Consider the following 17,922-nt stretch of genomic DNA (forward strand, 5'->3'; position numbering starts at 1 on the left):
TCCCTCAGCCCTTGGGTTCCCTCGGCAGGCCGAGCACGCGCTCGGCGATGATCGTGCGCTGGATCTCGTCCGAGCCGCCGTAGATGGTGTCGGCCCGGCTGAACAGGAACAAGTGCTGAGAGGAGTCGAGTGCGTACGGGGCCACGGCCGACCAGTCCCCGGGACCGGTCGCGGCCTCCGCCCCCCGCACCCGTACCGCGAGTTCACCGAGCCGCTGGTGCCAGCGGCCCCACAGCAGCTTGGCGACGCTGGGCGCGCCCGCGTCGCCCGAACCACCCAGCGTCCGCAGGGCGTTCCAGCGCATCGTGCGCAGCTCCGCCCACTGGCGTACGAGGTGGTCGCGGACGACCGGGTCGGCCGCCGCGCCCGTGGCGACGGCCGTCTCGATCACCCGGCCCAGCTCCTCCGCGAAACCGATCTGCTGGGCCAGGGTCGAGACCCCTCGTTCGAAACCGAGGAGGCTCATGGCGACCTGCCAGCCGTTGCCCGCGCCGCCGACCACGTGCTCGGCACGCGCCACCGCCCCGTCGAAGAAGACCTCGTTGAACTCGCTCGTGCCGGTGAGCTGGCGGATCGGACGGACCTCGACGCGGCCGGGCTGGTCCATCGGGACGAGAAGGAAGGACAGGCCGTGGTGACGGCTCGACCCCGGTTCCGTACGGGCGAGGACGAAACACCAGTGCGCCTCGTGGGCGAGCGAGGTCCAGATCTTCTGGCCGCTGACACGGTACGTGTCGCCGTCCCGTACCGCGGCCGTACGGATCCCCGCCAGGTCCGAACCCGCGCCCGGCTCGCTGTATCCCTGACACCAGAGTTCCTCGCCGCGGGCGACCGGGGGCAGGAAGCGGGCCTTCTGTTCCGGGGTCCCGTGGGCGATGAGGGTGGGGGCGAGGAGCTTCTCGCCGATGTGGCCCGAGCGGGCCGGGGCCCTGGAACGGGCGTACTCCTCGGCCCAGACGACCTGTTGGGTCAGGCTCGCCCGCCGGTTGCCGTAGCCGTCCTCCGCCCAGCCGAGGCCGATCCAGCCGCCCCGGCCCAGTTCCCGTTCCCAGTCCTGACGGACGACCGGATCACCGACCGGGTGAGCGGTCAGCCAGTCCCGTGCCGTGCGCCGGAAGGCCTCGTCCTCGGCGTCGAATCCGAACTCCATGTGTCCCCCTCGCCCACGGACCCAAAGAACAACGGCACCTCACGCGTTCGCCCTCACCTCACGCGTTCGGCCGCGCCTTGCGCGCCGCCGCCCGCGCCATCGCCTCCACCTGTTCCAGCAGGGGCATGGGGTCCACGCCCACGGTCCCCGGCAGGAAGTCCGCGATCCGCTCGGGCGTCCAGGGGCCGCCTTCCGCGTACCCGGCACGCAGCTCCCGCGGCTGTGCCCACACCGCGATCTTGGGGCCGGCGATCGTGTAGACCTGCCCGGTGATGCGTTCCTCGCGGGCACGGTCGGAGAGGAGGTAGACCACCAGCGCGGCCACGTCCTCCGGTTCGCCGATCTCCTTCAGCTCCATGGGGACATGGGCCGACATGCGGGTACGGGCGACCGGTGCCACCGCGTTCGCCGTCACCCCGTACTTGTGCAGGCCCAGTGCCGCGCTGCGGACCAGCGAGATGATCCCGCCCTTCGCCGCGCTGTAGTTGGCCTGCGCGACCGAGCCCTGGTGGTTGCCGCTGGTGAAGCCGACCAGCGTGCCCGCACCCTGTTTGCGCATGACCGCCGAGGCCGCCCGGAAGACCGTGAACGTGCCCTTCAGATGGGTGGCGACGACGGGGTCCCATTCCTCCTCGGACATGTTGAACAGCATCCGTTCACGCAGGATGCCGGCCACGCACACCACTCCGTCGATACGTCCGTACGAGGTCAGCGCCGCGTCGACGACCCGTTGGCCGCCGGCCATCGTGGAGATGTCGTCGGCCACCGCGACCGCTTCCCCGCCCGCCGCCTCGATCTCCTTGACCACGGCGTCGGCGATCGAACTCGTCGGCTCGGCGCCCTCGATGGACACCCCGTAGTCGTTGACGACGACCCGTGCGCCCTCGGCCGCCGCGCCGAGCGCGACGGCGCGGCCGATCCCGCGGCCCGCCCCCGTCACAGCGACGACCTTTCCTGCCAAGAAGTTCCCCACGTCCGGCCCCTTCCCGCAGTTTCTGACGGTCCGTTAGATTCGGTCCCCTCGGATTCTACGACCCGTCGGATACCCGGAGACAAGCCCCGCGGAGGACTCATGTCACTTCCGGTCGAGTTCCACGACATCGCCAAGCGCGTGAACAACTGGGGGCGTTGGGGCGCCGACGACGAGATCGGGACCCTGAACCTGATCACCGACGAGGTGGTACGAGAGGCCGCCGCCTGCGTCCGCACGGGACGGCGTGTCCCGCTCGCGCTCCCTCTCCAGGAGGACGGCGTGCAGACCGGGATGATCCCGGGGCGGATCAATCCGCTGCACGTCATGGTGCAGATCAACCAGGAGATCTTCGGTCCGGGAACGGTCGCGTGCAGCGACGACGCCGTGACCCTGGGACTCCAGGCGGCGACCCACTGGGACGCGCTCACCCATGTCTCGCACTCGGGGAAGCTCTACAACGGCCGCCCGGCCGGCACGATCACCCCCCACGGTGGCGCCGAGTTCAGCGGCATCGACAAGCCCCGGCACATCGTCTCGCGGGGCGTCCTGCTCGACATCCCGCGCGCGCGGGGCGTCGACCGCCTCGACGGCGGGCACGCCGTGACCCCCGAAGACCTCGACGCGGCGGAGGAGTTGGCGGGCACACGGGTGCGGTCCGGGGACATCGTGCTCGTACGGACCGGGCAGATCCAGGTCTACCTGGCCGGCGACAAGCACGCGTACGGGTATCCGTCGCCCGGGCTGTCGATCCGTACGCCCGAGTGGTTCCACGCACGCGACGTCGCGGCCGTCGCGAACGACACTCTCACTTTTGAGATCTTTCCTCCCGAAATCGAGGACCTGTGGTTGCCCGTACACGCGCTCGACCTGGTCGAAATGGGGATGCTGCAGGGCCAGAACTGGAATCTCGAAAAGTTGTCCACAGCCTGTGGACAAGAGAATCGCTACGCCTTCCTGCTCTCCGCGATGCCGGAACCCTTCGTGGGCGGCACAGGGACCCCCGTGGCACCGGTGGCCATCCTCTGAGGTCCCCGATGAGCCCCTGGAGCCCCCGGGGAAAGGGTCGGCTGGCGGCGCGCCACTGCGCGCCCCGAGCACGGCATCGCGCGCCGCCATCCGGTTCCGGCGTACCCGCCCTGCTCCCTCTGGCCCTGTAGGAGCCGACGCCGAATCACGACCCGCACTCGCCGAGGGCTCCCGTCACCGAAACCCTCGTCGTCCCCTCGCGGCGAATCGCTGAACACAAGCGTGATCAAACGGACACGCCACGTCAACACCCGTTCGGGGAATTATCACTTACGTACCCTTTACGAAGGCGCGCACGGAAGCACATCCCGGCGCATTCGGCCCCGACAGGGCCGCGGAGACGGAACGCGTGCACAGATGCACGAACCGTGCCCCCGCACCAGAGGTGCGGGAGTGAGTGCGTCCGCGGACCAGGGTCCGTCCGGCGGACCACGCCGCACAGGCCTAGACCGCCTCGTACGCCTCGTACGCGAAGTCCTCATAGGGGGACGCCGCGCACGCGCCCCCCGCCCGGGCGCCCTGCGTACAGCGGTCGACCTCGCACCAGATGCTCTTGCCCGCACCCTCGGGGTTCCAGCCCCAGCGGTCCGCCAGGCCGTCGACCAACTCCAGGCCGCGGCCGTTGGTCTCGTCGCCCTCGGCGTGCCGGGGTACCGGGGGGCGGGCGCTGGAGTCGGCCACCTCCAGGCGGACGGTACCGATGGACTCACCGAGGACGCCCGGCAGGGACAGCCGCAGCACGGCCGGACAGCCGGTGTGCACCACGGCATTGGTGACGAGTTCGGAGACGAGCAGGATCAGCGTCTCGGCGAGCGGCTCATCGACCCCTATCCCGGACCCGGCAAGCCGCGAACGGGCCCATCTCCGAGCTCGCCCCACCTCCGCGGGGTCGGGCCGGATCTCCAGCTGCACTTGAAGCACCTGCACCGCTCACACCATCCGAACCGGCGGACACATCGCCTCGCGCCTCACGAGGGCCACGATCGTGGCCATGACCTGCATGACCAGAACCAGGATCACGGAACGTGATTCCCTTGAGAGACAGCATGGTTGACGTACAGTCACCCCAACAAGCGCTTCGGGCATATTCCAGCGCGAAGGAGTACGCGTGCGGCATACTGTGCGACGCTCGCCGTGGGGAGTCGAACAGGCAGTCGCGGGGGTCCGCACTGCCTTGCGAGCGGCGAGCATCGCCGGATCCGGCGCGGCCTCAGGGGCAACACCGGGATCGCTCGATCTCGGAACCACTCGCATCCCACACAAGGTACCCGAGCCCGCCGCCGACTCCAGGCCGTGACAAGTCACGCGTAGGACACAACCCGATATCAACGCTCCGTAATTCCGGTATGCCACGATCCGCGACATTCATTGCACCCCTTTCCGGACCGTGCCTGCACAGAGCCCTATCGGCCCACTCCGGACACGAGGTCGGCCGCCAACAGTTCCTCACTCTCCGTAGCCGTTCCCGCACGTTGAGTCCGCGTCCAGGCCCGCTTCAGATACAGGTGGACGTCGGACTCCCAGGTGAAGCCCATGCCGCCGTGCACCTGGAGGCAGTCGCGGGCGCCGCGCACGGCGGCCTCGTCGGCGAGCAGCCGGGCCGCCGCGATGTCCACGGGGTCGGCCGTGACGGCGGCGGCGTAGACCGCGGCGCGCGCCAGTTCCACCCGCACCAGCATCCGCGCGCACAGGTGCTTGATCGCCTGGAAGGCCCCGATCGGCTGCCCGAACTGCTCACGGGTCCGGGCGTGTTGCACGGCTGTCTCGCAGGTGCGGGCGGCGGTGCCGAGCTGTTCGGCCGCCGTGAAGAGCGAAGTGAGGGAAGCCGTGGGGAGTGCGCCGGTGGAACTCACGGGGCGCGCGTCGATGAGACCGGCCCCACCGGATACGGGTACCCGGTGCAGCGGTGTCAGGGGGTCCACCGGCCGCAGCGGCTCGGCGCCGGTCGCGTCCCCGCGTACGACGTCCGCCTCGGCCAGCCACTCCACCAGGCCCCGGCCGTCGACGGCCGTCACCACGGCCTCTCCGGTGGCGGCCCCGTCCACCACGCCCGCCGCGAGGTGCGTGGCGATCAGCGGGCCGGGCAGCAGGACCCGCCCGGCCTCCTCGAAGGCGAGCACCGTCTCCGGGAGGCCGAGTCCGACGCCGCCGTCCGCCTCGGGCAGGCGCAGCGCGAAGAACCCCGCCTCGCCGAGCTCGCGCCACAGGGCCCGGTCGAGCCTCGGCCCCTCGTCCACGGCGGCGCGCAGCCGCTCCCGGCCGAACCGCGCCGCGAGCAGCTCGCGCACGCCCGCTTTCAAGGCTCGCTGGTCGTCCGTGAGTTGGAAGTCCACGGGAAAGTAGTCACCGTCCCTTCGGCAGGCCCAGGATCCGCTCGGCCACGATGTTGCGCTGGATCTGCGAGGTGCCGGCCGCGATGGTGTACGACAGGGAGCTGAGCCGGTCGAGCGTCCACTCCCTGCCCAGGTCCAACGCCTCGGGCCCGAGAACCTCGGCGGCGGCGTCGTACAGCTCCTGCCGCGCGTGCGAGTACCTCAGTTTGAAAACCGAACCGCCGACCCCCGGCACTCCCCCGTTGCTCTGTGCCTCGCTCACGTTCCACTGCGTGAGCCGCCACAGCGCGCGGAACTCCGCGTTGAGCCCGCCCAGCCGCCGCCGAAGTGCCGGATCGTCCCAGCGGCCGTTCTTCCGGGCTTCGCGCGCGACCTCCCCGAGCACCCGTCGGCAGGCCACGACCTCACCCACGAAGGCGGTACCGCGCTCGTACGACAGGGTCACCATGGTCACGCGCCAGCCGTCGTTCTCGGCACCGACCCGGTGCGCAACGGGCACCCGCACCTCGTCCAGGAAGACCTCCGCGAACTCGGTCGAGCCCGCGAGGGTGCGCAGTGGCCGGACGGTGATCCCGGGGGCGTCCATCGGCATCGCGAGCCACGAGATCCCGCGGTGCTTCGGGGCCGCCGGGTCGGTCCTGACCAGCAGCTCGCACCAGTCGGCGACCTCGGCGTGGGAGGTCCAGATCTTGGACCCGCTCACTACGTAGTCGTCGCCGTCCCGCCACGCGCGGGTGCGCAGTGCCGCGAGGTCCGAGCCGGCGTCCGGTTCGCTGAACCCCTGGCACCAGACCTCCTCGCCGCGCAGCACCGGCGGCAGCCAGCGCGCCCGCTGTACGGGGGTCCCTTCGGAGGCGATGGTCGGCCCGGCGTGCAGCAGTCCGACGAAATTGGCCCCCACGTAGGGGGCGCCCGCCTTTTCCGTCTCCTCCAGGTAGATGAGGTGCTGGGTCGGCGTGGCGCCCCGGCCCCCGGCGTCGACGGGCCAGTGCAGCCCCGCGTACCCGGCGTCGTACAGCATCCGCTGCCACCCGAGGTCGTACGCCCGCCGGCCGGGCCAGTCGGCCGGGGACGGTTTCGGGGGCAGCGACGGGAGCACCTCGGCGAGCCACTCCCGCAGCCGGGCGCGGAACTCCTGCTCCTCGGGGGTGTACGTGAGATCCATGGGCCCGCTACTCGTCGAGGTCCAGGTCGAGCATGCGGATGGCGTTCCCGCGCATCAGCTTGTGGATGGTCTCGTCGTCGAGGCCCTTCACATGGTCGAGGGCGACCTCCTTGGTGTGCGGGAAGGTCGAGTCGACGTGTGGGTAGTCGGTCTCGAAGGTCGCGTTGTCCCGTCCCACGACGTCCAGCGAGGCGACGCCGTGCTTGTCGCGGAAGAAGCAGCAGAAGATCTGCCGGTAGTAGTACGTCGAGGGCGGCTCGGGGATGAGGTCCCGGACGCCACCCCAGGCGCGGTGCTCCTGCCAGACGTCGTCGGCGCGCTCCAGGGCGTAGGGGATCCAGCCCATCTGCCCCTCCGAGTAGGCGAGTTTGAGGCGTGGGAACTTCACCAGCACCCCGCTGAAGAGGAAGTCCATCATCGAGGCCATCGCGTTGTTGAAGGACAGCGAGGCCTGTACGGCGGGCGGCGCGTCCGGGGACGCGGCGGGCATCTGCGACGAGGAACCGATGTGCATGTTCACGACCGTCCCCGTCTCCTGGCAGACCGCGAAGAACGGGTCCCAGTAGCCGGAGTGGATGGAGGGCAGGCCGAGGTGGGTGGGGATCTCGGAGAAGGTCACCGCCTTCACTCCGCGCGCGGCGTTGCGCCGAATCTCCGCGACCGCCCGTTCGATGTCCCACAGCGGGATGAGGCACAGCGGGATCAGCCGGCCGCCGCTGTCGCCGCACCACTCCTCGACCATCCAGTCGTTGTACGCGCGCACGCAGGCCAGGGCCACTTCCTTGTCGTGCGCCTCGGCGAACGTCTGCCCGCAGAAGCGGGGAAGGTCGGGAAGCAGAGGCTTCCCTCGACATGGTTGAGGTCCATGTCCTTGAGCCGCTCGACGGGGTCCCAGCAGCCGCGCCGCATCTCCGCGCGCGTGATGCCCTCCAGGGTCATCTCGTCGCGGTCGAAGCCGACGGCGGCGATGTTGCGCTTGTACGGGAACTTGAGGTCCTCGTAGATCCACCAGTCGGCGGGCGGGCCGTCCGGGTCCATGGTGATCTGGTACTTGCCGCCGACGTAGGCGAGTTCACCGATTCCGGCCGTGAGGGGCTTGGGTCCCCGGTCCTGGTACTTCTTCGGCAGCCAGGTCTCGAAGAGGTGCGCGGGCTCGATCACGTGGTCGTCGACGCTGATGATGCGGGGCAGTTCGATCATGGTTCCCCTCCGCCTGGCGTACTTATCTGATGGGTCGTCAGATTTTCACTTCCCCAGCAGGCTAGTCCCGCACCCCTGGACCGACAAGGCGCCGAGCCCTACGCTCTGCCCACGATCTGACTGTCCGTCAGTTCCATCACGGTCACAGGGGGCCGCCGCCGTGAACGACACCGCCCACGCACTGAGCGCATCCCGCACCCTCTGGGAACTGGTCGCCCGCCGGGCCGACCTCACCCCCGACCGCCCGGTCCTCCTCCAGGGCGACCGCACCCTGAGCTTCGGCGCGTTGCGCGACCGAGCCGAGCGGGTGGCGGCGGGCCTGTACGACATGGGCGTACGCCCCGGCACGGTGGTCGCCTGGCAGCTGCCCACCCGTATCGAGACCGCCCTGCTGTCCTTCGCCCTGGCCCGCCTCGGCGCCGTGCAGTCCCCGGTCATCCCCTTCTACCGCGACCGCGAGGTCGGCTTCGCGCTGCGGGAGTCCAAGGCCGAGTACTTCGCCGTACCGGGCGAGTGGCGCGGGTTCGACCACACGGGGATGGCACGGCGGCTCGGCGCGAAGGGCGTCTTCGAGGCGTACGACGTGTTGCCGGACGGCGATCCCGCCGCGCTGCCCGCGCCGCCCGCCGAGGGCACCTCGGTCCGCTGGATCTACTGGACCTCGGGGACGACGTCCGACCCCAAGGGGGTCCTGCACTCGGATCGCTCGCTGATCGCGGGCGGCTCGTGTCTCGCCCACGCGCTGCGGCTGTCGGCCGCCGACGTGGGCTCGATGGCCTTCCCGTACGCGCACATCGCCGGGCCCGACTACACGGTGATGCTGCTGCTGTACGGCTTCCCGGCGGTGATGTTCGAGCACTTCGCGCTGCCGGAGGCGCTGGCGGAGTACCGGCGGCACGGAGTGACGGTGGCGGGCGGTTCGACGGCGTTCTACTCGATGTTCCTCGCCGAGCAGCGCAAGCGGCCGTCCGAGCCGGTCGTCCCCACGCTACGGCTGCTGGCGGGCGGGGGCGCGCCGAAGCCGCCCGAGGTGTACCACTCGGTCGTGCGGGAGATGGGCGTGCAGCTCACCCACGGGTACGGGATGACCGAGGTCCCGATGATCACGATGGGGGCGCCGGACGACACGGCCGAGAACCTCGCGACGACGGAGGGCAGGCCGCCGGCGGGCATGGAGATACGGATCGTGGACGGCGAGGTACGGCTGCGTGGGGAGGCCGTCTGTCAGGGGTACCTGGACCCGGCGCAGACCGCCGACGCCTTTGACGAGGACGGGTTCCTGATCACCGGCGACGTCGGTCGTCTGACGGAGAGCGGGCATCTCGTCCTCACCGGGCGCCTGAAGGACGTCATCATCCGCAAGGGCGAGAACATCTCGGCGAAGGAGATCGAGGACCTGCTGCACCAGCACCCGGCCGTCGGGGACGTCGCGGTGATCGGCCTCCCGGACGCCGACCGCGGCGAGCGGGTCTGCGCCGTGGTCGAACAACCCCCGGGCGCCGACGAACTGACGCTCGCCGTCGTGGTCGCGTACCTGCGCGAGGAGGGACTCTCCGTCCACAAACTCCCCGAGCAGTTGGAGGTCGTGGACGCCCTCCCCCGCAACGAGACGCTCCGGAAGGTACTCAAGTACAAGCTCCGGGAGCGGTTTTCGGGGGAGGGGTGAGGGTGGGGACCGGTCGGCCAGTGGGAGTGCGGGTGCCGTAGGGGGCTACTCCGGGACTGTGAAGTAGCGGGCGAACGAGGTGACGACCTCCGTTTCGCCGATCCGGCCGTCGGCGTCCGTGTCGAGCGCGGCGGCCGCCACGGCTGCGACGCCGTCGGGCACGCCCAGGGCCCTGAGTACGCGGGCGGCCTCCTCGACCGTGGCCGCGCCGTCCCCGTCCGTGTCCGCGACGGCGAGGGCCGCGTGCAGGAAGGGGCGGGCGATCTCCCCGAAGCGGTCGGGATTGTCGCGCAGCCGCTTCACGGCGCCGTTCACGAACTCTTCCCGGGTGATGCGCTGATCGCCGTCACGATCCGCTATCCCCGCCATGCCCTGCCAGAACGCCTCCGCGCCGACGTACAGGGCCTGGCCCTTGTCCGACCGTGCCGCCGTATCGAACTCGGCGAGAACCGCCTTCGTCGCGGCGTTGAAGTCCTCCCGGTCGATGTAGCCGTTGCCGTCCTGGTCGAAGCCGGCGAAGCGGGCGGCAATCCTGCGCTCGTACTCGGTACTGACCATGGTCTTCTCGGACCGCCTTACAACTCAGCCGGACTCTCAGCCGGACTGCGGTTTCATCTGGCACGGAGCGTACGACGCCCGGGCAACCGGGGGTGCGGGAAAACGACGGTTGTGCCAAGACCGAGGGAATTCCCGGACAACTGTGTGGCGCGGGCTCACGCCGACAGCGGGCGCGACTCCTCGTCGACGGCCGAGACGACGTCCGGGTAGACGTCGAAGAGGCGGCGCACGCCGAGGGCCCCGAGAACGCGGTTGACGTGGGAGACGTCGGACGCGCCCTGGGCCGGCAGGATCAGCCGCAGGCGCCCCTGGCACGAGCGGACCAGGCGGCGGGTCGCGATGAGGACGCCGACGCCGCTGGAGTCGCAGAAGAGGACCTCGGAGAGGTCGAGGACCAGACTGTGGCGACCCTCCGCCACCGCCTCGTGCACCCGTCGGCGCAGCACCGGAGACGTCACGAGATCCATCTCGCCCGACACCCGGAGCACGGCCCACTCACCCCACACGCCCCACTCGTCGTCGGTCACCTTGAGCGTCACCACAACGCCTCCCGCTCGCCTCGCCCGCCGAAAAACGGAAGCACTTCCTACGCTTCCTGTCAGCGCGGCTGCCCCACCGTCGTTCCATGAAACACCGGTACGCGATCGATGAAACGTCGGTCTACGGTCGAAAATGCTGGACGACCGAGCTGTTTCGGTCGTCCAGTGGTCGCGTACGGTCTATTTCGATCGGATCCAAGGGGGGAAACGATGGGCTTCTACCATCCGAACCCCGTCCAGGGGCGCACATTGACGTAAAGGGGCGTGCGCTGTCGGACGTGCCGACTACATTCGAGACAGCGATGCACACAGGCTGGACGGGGACGCCGGCCGCCGACGGGTACGGACAGGGACACAGGGACAGGCGCCGGGCAGGAGCAGAGCGAGGGGGCCGCATGGCGACGAAGGACGCACCGCCCCGCTGGGACCGCAAGATGCAGCAGCGGCTCGCACGCGGAGAGGCGGCCGCGCTCGGTGAGCTCTACGACCGGTTCGCCTCGCTCGTGCACGGCCTCGCGCACCGCGTACTCGGCGACGAACGGGCCGCCGACCACCTCACCCGCGAGGTGTTCGCCCACGTCTGGCAGAGCTCCGAGTCGTACGACCCCAAGCAGGGTCCCCTGCGTTCCTGGATCGCCACGCTGACCCACCGGCTCGCCGTGCAGCGGCTGCGCGCCACCGAGACCGCCGCGCTCGCCCTGGACGGCGGCGGCACCACCGAGGAGTTGGAACGCAAGGTGCGCAGCGCCTCCGTCGCAGCCCGCGCGGACTACATCGTCACGTCCATGCCGACCCCCCTGCGGGCCGCCCTGGAGCTGGCGTACTTCCAGCGCCGCGACTACCGCCAGGCCGCCGCCGACCTCGGCGTCACCGAGGACGAGGCCCGCCGCCGGCTCCGCCTCGGCCTGCAACTGCTGTCCACCGCCCACGACACCGGGCTCTCCGGGACGCCGCCCGAATACGGAGGTGCGCGGTGAGCGGAGGAGCGGACCGGTTCGAGCCCTTCGACGAGCCTTTCGACAGGCCTCTCGACGACCACGAGGAGCACGAGGAGCACGAGGCGAAAGAGGAGCACGAGGAGCACGAGGCGAAAGAGCAGGACGGTGAGGGGGACGGCGAGGACGGGGGCGGCGGAGGGTTCACCGGTCCCGCAGGGTCGGGACAGCCGCCGCGCGTCCCCCTGCCGCGTTCCTCCGTCGAGGACACCGGACTGCCGCTGCCGGAACCCGCGCCGCTCGTCCTGGAACACCGGGTGCTGAAGTCGCTGCTCGGCGCGTGGGCGCTGGCCGCCTGCTCGGCGCAGGAGACGGCGGCGGTCGAGGAGCACCTCGGGGAGTGCGGTTCGTGCGCGGACGAGGCGCTGCGGCTGCGCGGCGCGGTCGGGCTGCTGCATCCCCCGGAGAGCCTCGATCTCGACCCGTCGCTGCGCACCCGGGTCCTGGAGGGCTGCCTGGACCGGCGTCCGGCGCGTATCCCGGTGCCCGAGTGGGCGGCGCCCTACGACGCGGAGGCCGCGCGGCTCGACGCGCTGTTGCAGGACATAGGAGACGCGGAGTGGCACGCGCCGGTGCGGTTGCGCTGGTTCGAGGGCGACGGGCCCGTGAGCCGGCGTACGACCGTGGCCGGGGTCATCGCGCATCTGCTCTCCGTGGACGGGCTGGTGGGGGTCGCGCTGGGCCTGGAGGACCCGCTCGGCGCCGCGACGGCCGAGAAGACCGAGGCGGAAGGGGCGGCTGCGGGCGCCCCGACCCCTTCGCAGCGCACCGAGGCGTACTGGCGGGCCTCGCACTTCCCGCCCACCCGGGCCGTGCGCGCGCCCTGGCGGGAGCAGAGCCACCACATCGTGCGTACGGTGTCGTTCGCGGGCGGAGGCTCCGGGCGGCTCGCCGTGTCGTACGGCGGTTTCGCACTGCCGCTCAGCGACTCGATGCTGGATCGCGCCTTCGAGTGCTGGGTGCACGCGGGGGACATCGCGGACGCCGTGGACTATCCGTACGAGCCGCCCGCGCCACGTCATCTGCACCGGATGATCGACCTGGCGGCGCGGATGCTGCCCGTGTCGCTCGCCGAGCGGCGGCGGGCCGGGCTGTCGGCTCCGGCGCCCCGCCGTCTCGTCGCCGCCGGGGCGCCCGGACGCAGTCTGCGTCTGGAGATCGAGGGCTCCGGTGGGGGCGAGTGGCTGATCCCGCTCGACTCCCCGGCGAGCGTCGCCTCCGCCGAGCACGAGGTCGCGCATGTCGCGCTGGACGGGGTGGAGTTCTGTCGGCTGGCGGCGGGGCATGTGTCGCCGGAGGAAGCGGCGGCGGGTCAGGTGGGCGACCGCGAGGCCATCAGAGACGTACTCTTCGCCGCCGCGTCCCTGAGCCGGATGTAGGCCGCCCCCGTCCGCCCGCGGCCGAAACGATCCTCGGGGCCGGGGGCGAAGCCGCCGCGCGTCCTAGGCGAACACCACCGTGCGGCGGCCGTTCAGGAGGATCCGGCGCTCGGCGTGCCACTTCACCGCGCGCGCCAGCGCCTGGCACTCCACGTCCCGCCCGATGGCGACCAGCCCGTCGGGCGTCACGTCGTGGCCGACGCGCTCGACCTCCTGCTCGATGATCGGCCCCTCGTCGAGGTCGGCGGTGACGTAGTGCGCCGTCGCGCCGATCAGCTTCACACCGCGCGCATGCGCCTGGTGGTACGGCTTCGCGCCCTTGAAGCTCGGCAGGAAGGAGTGGTGGATGTTGATGATCCGGCCGCTGAGCTGCTTGCACAGGTCGTCCGAGAGGACCTGCATGTAGCGGGCCAGCACGACCAGTTCGACCCCTTCGGAGCGGACCAGTTCCAGCAGCTGTGCCTCGGCCTGCGCCTTCGTGTCCTTCGTCACCGGAATGTGGTGGAAGGGGACGTCGTACGAGGCCACGAGCTCGGCGAAGTCCGTGTGGTTGGAGACCACGGCCGCGATGTCGACGCGCAGCGCGCCGGTCCGCGCGCGGAAGAGCAGGTCGTTCAGACAGTGGCCGAACTTGCTGACCATCAGCACGACCCGCATCTTGTCCTCGGCCCGGTTGAGCTGCCAGTCCATGTGGAAGGAGTCACCGATCGCCGCGAAGCTCGCGCGCAGCTTGTCCACGGTCACCGGCGCCTCCGCCGAGAAGTGGACACGCATGAAGAACAGTCCCGTGTCGTGGTCGCCGAACTGCTGACTGTCCTCGATGTTGCAGCCGGTCATGAAGAGGTAGCTCGACACGGCGTGCACGATTCCCTGCTTGTCCGGGCAGGAGAGGGTCAGGACGTACTGTTCGGCGGGCGCGGCGGCGCGGGTGGACTGATCGTTCATGCAGGACAGGGTCCCATACGAGGCACCGCGCCGGACGAACCGTCCCGCCACGCGGACGCGGCACCGGGCGTCCGGCCACCCCGGACGCTACGCCGAGCGCGTCAGGATCCGCAGGACCTCCAGCGTCCGCGGCGGAGTGTCCGGATCCTCGCCGTCGCTCACCGCGAGACGTACGTGCGCGTCACGCGCCGCCCGCAGTGCCTCCGGCCACGCCTGGTGGTCGAGGTAGGCGGAGACGGGTGCGTCGGGCCCGACCTGGTGCATGATCCGCAGGACGCGGAGCACGGCGGTGTCGACGAGGGCCGCCTCCTGGGAGTCCCGGAAGATCGTGCCGACGTACTTCTCGGCGGACCAGTTGTCCAGCCAGGTGTCCTCGACCAGGCGGTACACGGCGTCGGTGACGTCCCCGTACCCGTCGATCCCGGCGAGCCAGACGTCACGTTGGAAGGTGGGGTCGGAGAGCATGTGCAGCGCGGAACGCACATTGCTGCGCCAGCGCCACCAGGGCATGTCGTTCAGTGGCATGCCGCCCATGGTGGAGGAGCGACGGCCGCGACGGGAAGAGTTCTCCGAACCTTGCACAGTCGACGATCGTACGTTCTCCGCGAAAATGCGATCATCGCCCCCCGTAATTCACCTCTACGTCACCCCACGTTGACCACGGGTCACACGCGGGTTAGTGATGTGACGGAATCGTGCGTGTCCATGACCGGTAGGCGACGCACCAGCACCACCCCACCCGTCCTCCCCCAGCGGACCGGATCCAGAGTCTCGACGAAGGTCAAGGCCAGAGCCCTCTTCGCGGGCGCGGCGGTGGCGTGTGCGTCGATCGCTGTCGGGTGTGGTGTCGTCCCCGGTATCACGGGGGGCTCCGGGGACGACACCATCACCGTCATGACCTGGGCGCCGCAGGACACCCCCGCGACCAACAAGCCCGGCATGCCCGCCATGGCCCAGGCCTACGCGCGCTGGGTCAACGCGAACGGTGGCATCAACGGCCACAAGCTCAAGGTCCTGACCTGCAACGACCACAACGACACCGTGTACGCGGCGAAGTGCGCCCGGCGCGCGGCCGACGAGAACGTGGTCGCGGTCGTCGGCTCCTACAGCCAGCACGGCCGTTCCTTCCTGGCCCCGCTGGAGGCCGCCGGCATCCCGTACATCGGCGGCTACGGCGTCACCGACGACGAGTTCTCGAGCCCGCTCTCCTATCCGATCAACGGCGGCGAGCCCGCCCTGCTGGCCGGTCTCGGGGAGCAGCTCGGCAAGGCGTGCGGCCCGGTGGCGCTCGTCCGCCCCGACACCGTCGCGGGCGACCAGCTCCCGGTGCTGCTCAACGCCGGCCTGAAGGCGGAGGGCCACGCGCCCGGCACCGACCAGCGGGCCGCCGAGGACGCGACCGAGTACTCGAAGCAGACCGAGCTCGCGCTCGGCCGCGCGACCTCGGACCCGCTCAAGCGGGGCTGTGTGGTGTCCGCGCTCGGGGACCGTACGGAGACCTTCATGGACTCGTTCCGGCGCGACCGCCAGGACTATCCGAAGGTCGGCACGGGCACGGTGCTGGGCAGCCTCGACCAGTCCCTGATCGATTCCACCGGCGGCCCGTCGAGCCCGTACGAGGGCGCGCACGTCACCGGCTGGTACCCGGTGGCGAGCGACAAGCGCTGGGACCCGATGCGCAAGGTCATCAAGGAGCAGGCCTTCGGCGACAACCGGATCGACCCCGCGGACGCCGGCGTGCAGACCACCTGGATCGCGTACAACGTGCTCAAGTCGGTCGTCGAGTCCCTGGGCGACAGCCAGGTGACCTCGCTCGCGATCCGGCACGCCCTCGACAACGGCCTCAAGGTGACCACCGGCCGACTCACCCCGACCCTCAGCTGGCGCTACGAGGACCTGATCGCGGCTGTCGACTTCCCGCGCCTGGTCAACGCCCACGTCACCTTCCAGGTCGTACGCAAGGGTCAGCTGGCCTCGGAGCGCAACGGGTTCATCGACGTGTCGAAGACGCTGGAGAACGCGGACTCGACCTGATCGGCGGGCTCGGACCGGGCGGTCACAGCTGGGTCGTCGTGCGCCGCGTCAGTCCGTACGTCGAGGCGATCGAGTTCCACAGCCTGGCGGCCTTCGCCTTCTGCGCGCTCGCGGTGCCGCTGGCCTGGTCGCCCGCCGCCCTCTGGCCGGTGCTACGGGCGTGGCCCTTCTTGCAGCCCTTCTTGTCCTTGACCTGGTCGGCCCAGGCCGCGTAGTGGTTGTCGGCCGACGCGGAGGCCTGCCAGGCGCTGTTCAGCGCGGCGGTCAGCTGGGCGTTGTCCGGAAGCTTGTCGACCGAGAGTCCGCCGAGCCTGGTCACCAGTTCGGACCGCTGCTTGGCCGCGTCGCGCAGGTCACTGGCCGCCTGGTCCAGGTTGTTGCACGCCTTCACGTTCTCCACGGCGTTGATCACCGAGTCGCGGCTGTTGTTGCTGTCCGCGAGGAGCTTGTCCAGCGCGACGGCCTGTGCCTTGGCCGGGTCGGCCCCCGACGACGAGCCGTCCGTGGCCTGTGCCGTCGCCGACACGTTCTTGCTGCTGCCGTTCTTGCCGCCGTCGCTGCCTCCGCCGCCACTGAGCATGGCGCCGGCCCCTATGCCGAGCACGACGATGCCGATACCGACGCCCGCGATCAGCGGGACGCGCGAGCGGCTCCGTCCACCGCGGCCACCGCCGCCGTCGTCGTCGGCCGCGCCGCGCCGGGTGGCGGCCCGCCCGCCCGGCGCTCCGGGCATCCCCGGTGCCTGCGCGGCATACGGGGCGTGCGGGGTGTGAGGGGCGTGCGGGGCAGGGGCCTCGAACCGCGGCAGCTGCTGCGTGGACGCGGGCCCCTCCGACGCGCCCTGCGCACCGGGCGCGCTGCGGAACAGGTTGTCGAACTCCGCGGGCGGCTGCCGGTCCTCCGGGCCGCCCGGACGTATCCCGTACGGCGCCGCGCCCGGCTCGGCGGGCACGGGGGCGATGTACTGCGTGGCCTCGGCGTCGGGGTGCGCGGCCGGGGGCAACGGCCCCGAAGGCACCTCGGGCGGCAGCGCACCCGGGCCCACCGGCGGGATGTACTGCGTGGCCCCCTCGTCGGGCGTGGCCGGGACGGGCGGCAGGAACTGGGTCGCGCCCTCGGCCGCGGCCGGAACCGGCGGGATGTACCGCGTGGCGCCCTCGTCGACGGCGGGCGGCAGCGCGGCGGCCTGCGCGCCCTGCGGCTGCTGCGGGGGTAGGGCACCGCCCTGGTGGCCGCCGAACGCCGGATCCTGTCGGCCTCCGTAGGAGGACGTCTCCTGGCCGCCGTACGACGGCGGCTGCTGCTCCCCGTACGGTCGCTGCTCCCCGTACGACGGCGGCTGGGTGCCCTCGGCCGGCAGCGGGCCGCCGGGGGCCTGCTGGGCCGGGAAGCCCTGCTGCTGGGCCGGGGCGGCGGCGCCCCATCCCTGCGCCGGCTGCTCGGGCGCGGCCCAGGTCTGGGTGGACGGGTCGTGACCGCCCCAGTCCGGGGTGGGGGCGCCGGACGGGGACGGCTCGGAGCCGCTCCACGTCTGGGTGCCGTTCACGGGCGCTCCCCAGCCCTCGGCGGGCTGCGGGGCCGGTGCCGCCGACGGGTCCGGTCCCCACGGCTGGTCCCAGGTCTGACCGCCCGCCGGGATCGCCGGGGCCGCCGGAACGGGCCGGTCGCCCGTCATGCCCGGCAACAGCGGTTCGCCGCCGTCGGAGGGCAGCACGATGCCTTCGCGCGCCGTGCGCGCCGAGGGCTGCTCGCCCTGTCCACTCTGCGTCACCGGGACTCCTACTAATGGGGGACCTTCGGAATCGTCGGCTCACGCTACCGGGTCCCCACGCGCCCGTGCCACGCAGCACAGGGCGTCACCCCCACCTCCTGTGACCGAGGTAACGAATACGCCCCACTGTGCGCTGTATCTGACTCCTCCCACTCCAAGCGCCTTCGTTGGCCCGGCGTTCACGCCCG

The 17,922-nt window shown here is 71.1% G+C and carries 15 protein-coding genes and 1 pseudogene; 5 read left to right on the forward strand and 11 right to left on the reverse strand.

Annotated elements, in window-relative coordinates; all coding sequences use genetic code 11:
* Positions 1 to 4: 4 nt before the first annotated feature.
* Together AAFF41_RS22290 and AAFF41_RS22295 are read right to left on the reverse strand one after the other, a co-directional pair.
* Positions 5 to 1,150 (reverse strand): acyl-CoA dehydrogenase family protein, encoded by a 1,146-nt coding sequence (locus AAFF41_RS22290; protein WP_319748795.1) that lies wholly within the window; start codon positions 1,148 to 1,150, stop codon positions 5 to 7.
* Positions 1,151 to 1,208: 58 nt separating this feature from the next.
* Positions 1,209 to 2,123 carry an SDR family oxidoreductase gene (locus tag AAFF41_RS22295; protein WP_343324516.1) on the reverse strand — a complete coding sequence of 305 codons (915 nt, stop codon included), beginning with the start codon at positions 2,121 to 2,123 and terminating at the stop codon, positions 1,209 to 1,211.
* Positions 2,124 to 2,222: 99 nt separating this feature from the next.
* Between AAFF41_RS22295 and AAFF41_RS22300 the strand changes: the two genes are divergently transcribed.
* Positions 2,223 to 3,149 carry a cyclase family protein gene (locus AAFF41_RS22300; protein ID WP_319748793.1) on the forward strand — a complete coding sequence of 309 codons (927 nt, stop codon included), beginning with the start codon at positions 2,223 to 2,225 and terminating at the stop codon, positions 3,147 to 3,149.
* 444 nt (positions 3,150 to 3,593) lie between these two features.
* Here AAFF41_RS22300 and AAFF41_RS22305 read toward each other — a convergent pair whose 3' ends face one another.
* From AAFF41_RS22305 to AAFF41_RS22320, 4 genes and pseudogenes are all read right to left on the reverse strand, one after another.
* Positions 3,594 to 4,076 carry an ATP-binding protein gene (locus AAFF41_RS22305; RefSeq protein WP_319748792.1) on the reverse strand — a complete coding sequence of 161 codons (483 nt, stop codon included), beginning with the start codon at positions 4,074 to 4,076 and terminating at the stop codon, positions 3,594 to 3,596.
* 476 nt (positions 4,077 to 4,552) lie between these two features.
* Positions 4,553 to 5,482: an acyl-CoA dehydrogenase family protein gene (locus AAFF41_RS22310; RefSeq protein ID WP_319748791.1), complete on the reverse strand. Its 930-nt coding sequence runs from the start codon at positions 5,480 to 5,482 to the stop codon at positions 4,553 to 4,555.
* Between the two features lie 10 nt (positions 5,483 to 5,492).
* Positions 5,493 to 6,647 (reverse strand): acyl-CoA dehydrogenase, encoded by a 1,155-nt coding sequence (locus tag AAFF41_RS22315; RefSeq protein ID WP_319748790.1) that lies wholly within the window; start codon positions 6,645 to 6,647, stop codon positions 5,493 to 5,495.
* 7 nt (positions 6,648 to 6,654) lie between these two features.
* A pseudogene (locus tag AAFF41_RS22320) lies at positions 6,655 to 7,847 on the reverse strand (amidohydrolase family protein).
* A 160-nt stretch (positions 7,848 to 8,007) separates the two neighbouring features.
* Here AAFF41_RS22320 and AAFF41_RS22325 point away from each other — a divergent pair.
* On the forward strand, positions 8,008 to 9,513 hold the full coding sequence (locus tag AAFF41_RS22325; RefSeq protein ID WP_319748788.1) for a class I adenylate-forming enzyme family protein: 1,506 nt from the start codon (positions 8,008 to 8,010) through the stop codon (positions 9,511 to 9,513).
* Positions 9,514 to 9,558: 45 nt separating this feature from the next.
* On the opposite strand, the gene AAFF41_RS22330 is transcribed toward AAFF41_RS22325, so the two are convergent.
* Positions 9,559 to 10,071, reverse strand: a complete 513-nt coding sequence (locus AAFF41_RS22330) for an EF-hand domain-containing protein (RefSeq protein WP_319748787.1) — start codon at positions 10,069 to 10,071, stop codon at positions 9,559 to 9,561.
* A 155-nt stretch (positions 10,072 to 10,226) separates the two neighbouring features.
* Positions 10,227 to 10,610, reverse strand: a complete 384-nt coding sequence (locus AAFF41_RS22335; RefSeq protein ID WP_319748786.1) for an STAS domain-containing protein — start codon at positions 10,608 to 10,610, stop codon at positions 10,227 to 10,229.
* A 395-nt stretch (positions 10,611 to 11,005) separates the two neighbouring features.
* Between AAFF41_RS22335 and AAFF41_RS22340 the strand changes: the two genes are divergently transcribed.
* Together AAFF41_RS22340 and AAFF41_RS22345 are read left to right on the forward strand one after the other, a co-directional pair.
* Positions 11,006 to 11,587, forward strand: a complete 582-nt coding sequence (locus AAFF41_RS22340; protein WP_343324517.1) for a sigma-70 family RNA polymerase sigma factor — start codon at positions 11,006 to 11,008, stop codon at positions 11,585 to 11,587.
* Complete coding sequence (locus AAFF41_RS22345; RefSeq protein ID WP_343324518.1) at positions 11,584 to 12,984, forward strand: zf-HC2 domain-containing protein; 1,401 nt, start codon at positions 11,584 to 11,586, stop codon at positions 12,982 to 12,984. The genes AAFF41_RS22340 and AAFF41_RS22345 overlap by 4 nt, the downstream gene beginning before the upstream one ends.
* A gap of 63 nt (positions 12,985 to 13,047) precedes the next feature.
* Here AAFF41_RS22345 and purU read toward each other — a convergent pair whose 3' ends face one another.
* On the reverse strand, positions 13,048 to 13,929 hold the full coding sequence (purU, locus tag AAFF41_RS22350) for a formyltetrahydrofolate deformylase (RefSeq protein WP_054235638.1): 882 nt from the start codon (positions 13,927 to 13,929) through the stop codon (positions 13,048 to 13,050).
* 87 nt (positions 13,930 to 14,016) lie between these two features.
* Positions 14,017 to 14,463 carry an SCO4402 family protein gene (locus tag AAFF41_RS22355; protein WP_054235639.1) on the reverse strand — a complete coding sequence of 149 codons (447 nt, stop codon included), beginning with the start codon at positions 14,461 to 14,463 and terminating at the stop codon, positions 14,017 to 14,019.
* Between the two features lie 171 nt (positions 14,464 to 14,634).
* Between AAFF41_RS22355 and AAFF41_RS22360 the strand changes: the two genes are divergently transcribed.
* A complete protein-coding gene (locus AAFF41_RS22360) occupies positions 14,635 to 15,963 on the forward strand; it encodes an ABC transporter substrate-binding protein (RefSeq protein WP_319748783.1) in 1,329 nt (442 codons plus the stop codon).
* Between the two features lie 22 nt (positions 15,964 to 15,985).
* On the opposite strand, the gene AAFF41_RS22365 is transcribed toward AAFF41_RS22360, so the two are convergent.
* Positions 15,986 to 17,734, reverse strand: coding sequence for a hypothetical protein (locus tag AAFF41_RS22365; protein WP_343324519.1), 1,749 nt, complete (start codon positions 17,732 to 17,734; stop codon positions 15,986 to 15,988).
* Between the last annotated feature and the right edge of the window lie 188 nt (positions 17,735 to 17,922).

Source organism: Streptomyces mirabilis (assembly GCF_039503195.1).
In the GTDB taxonomy this organism is placed as follows: Bacteria; Actinomycetota; Actinomycetes; order Streptomycetales; family Streptomycetaceae; genus Streptomyces; species Streptomyces mirabilis_D.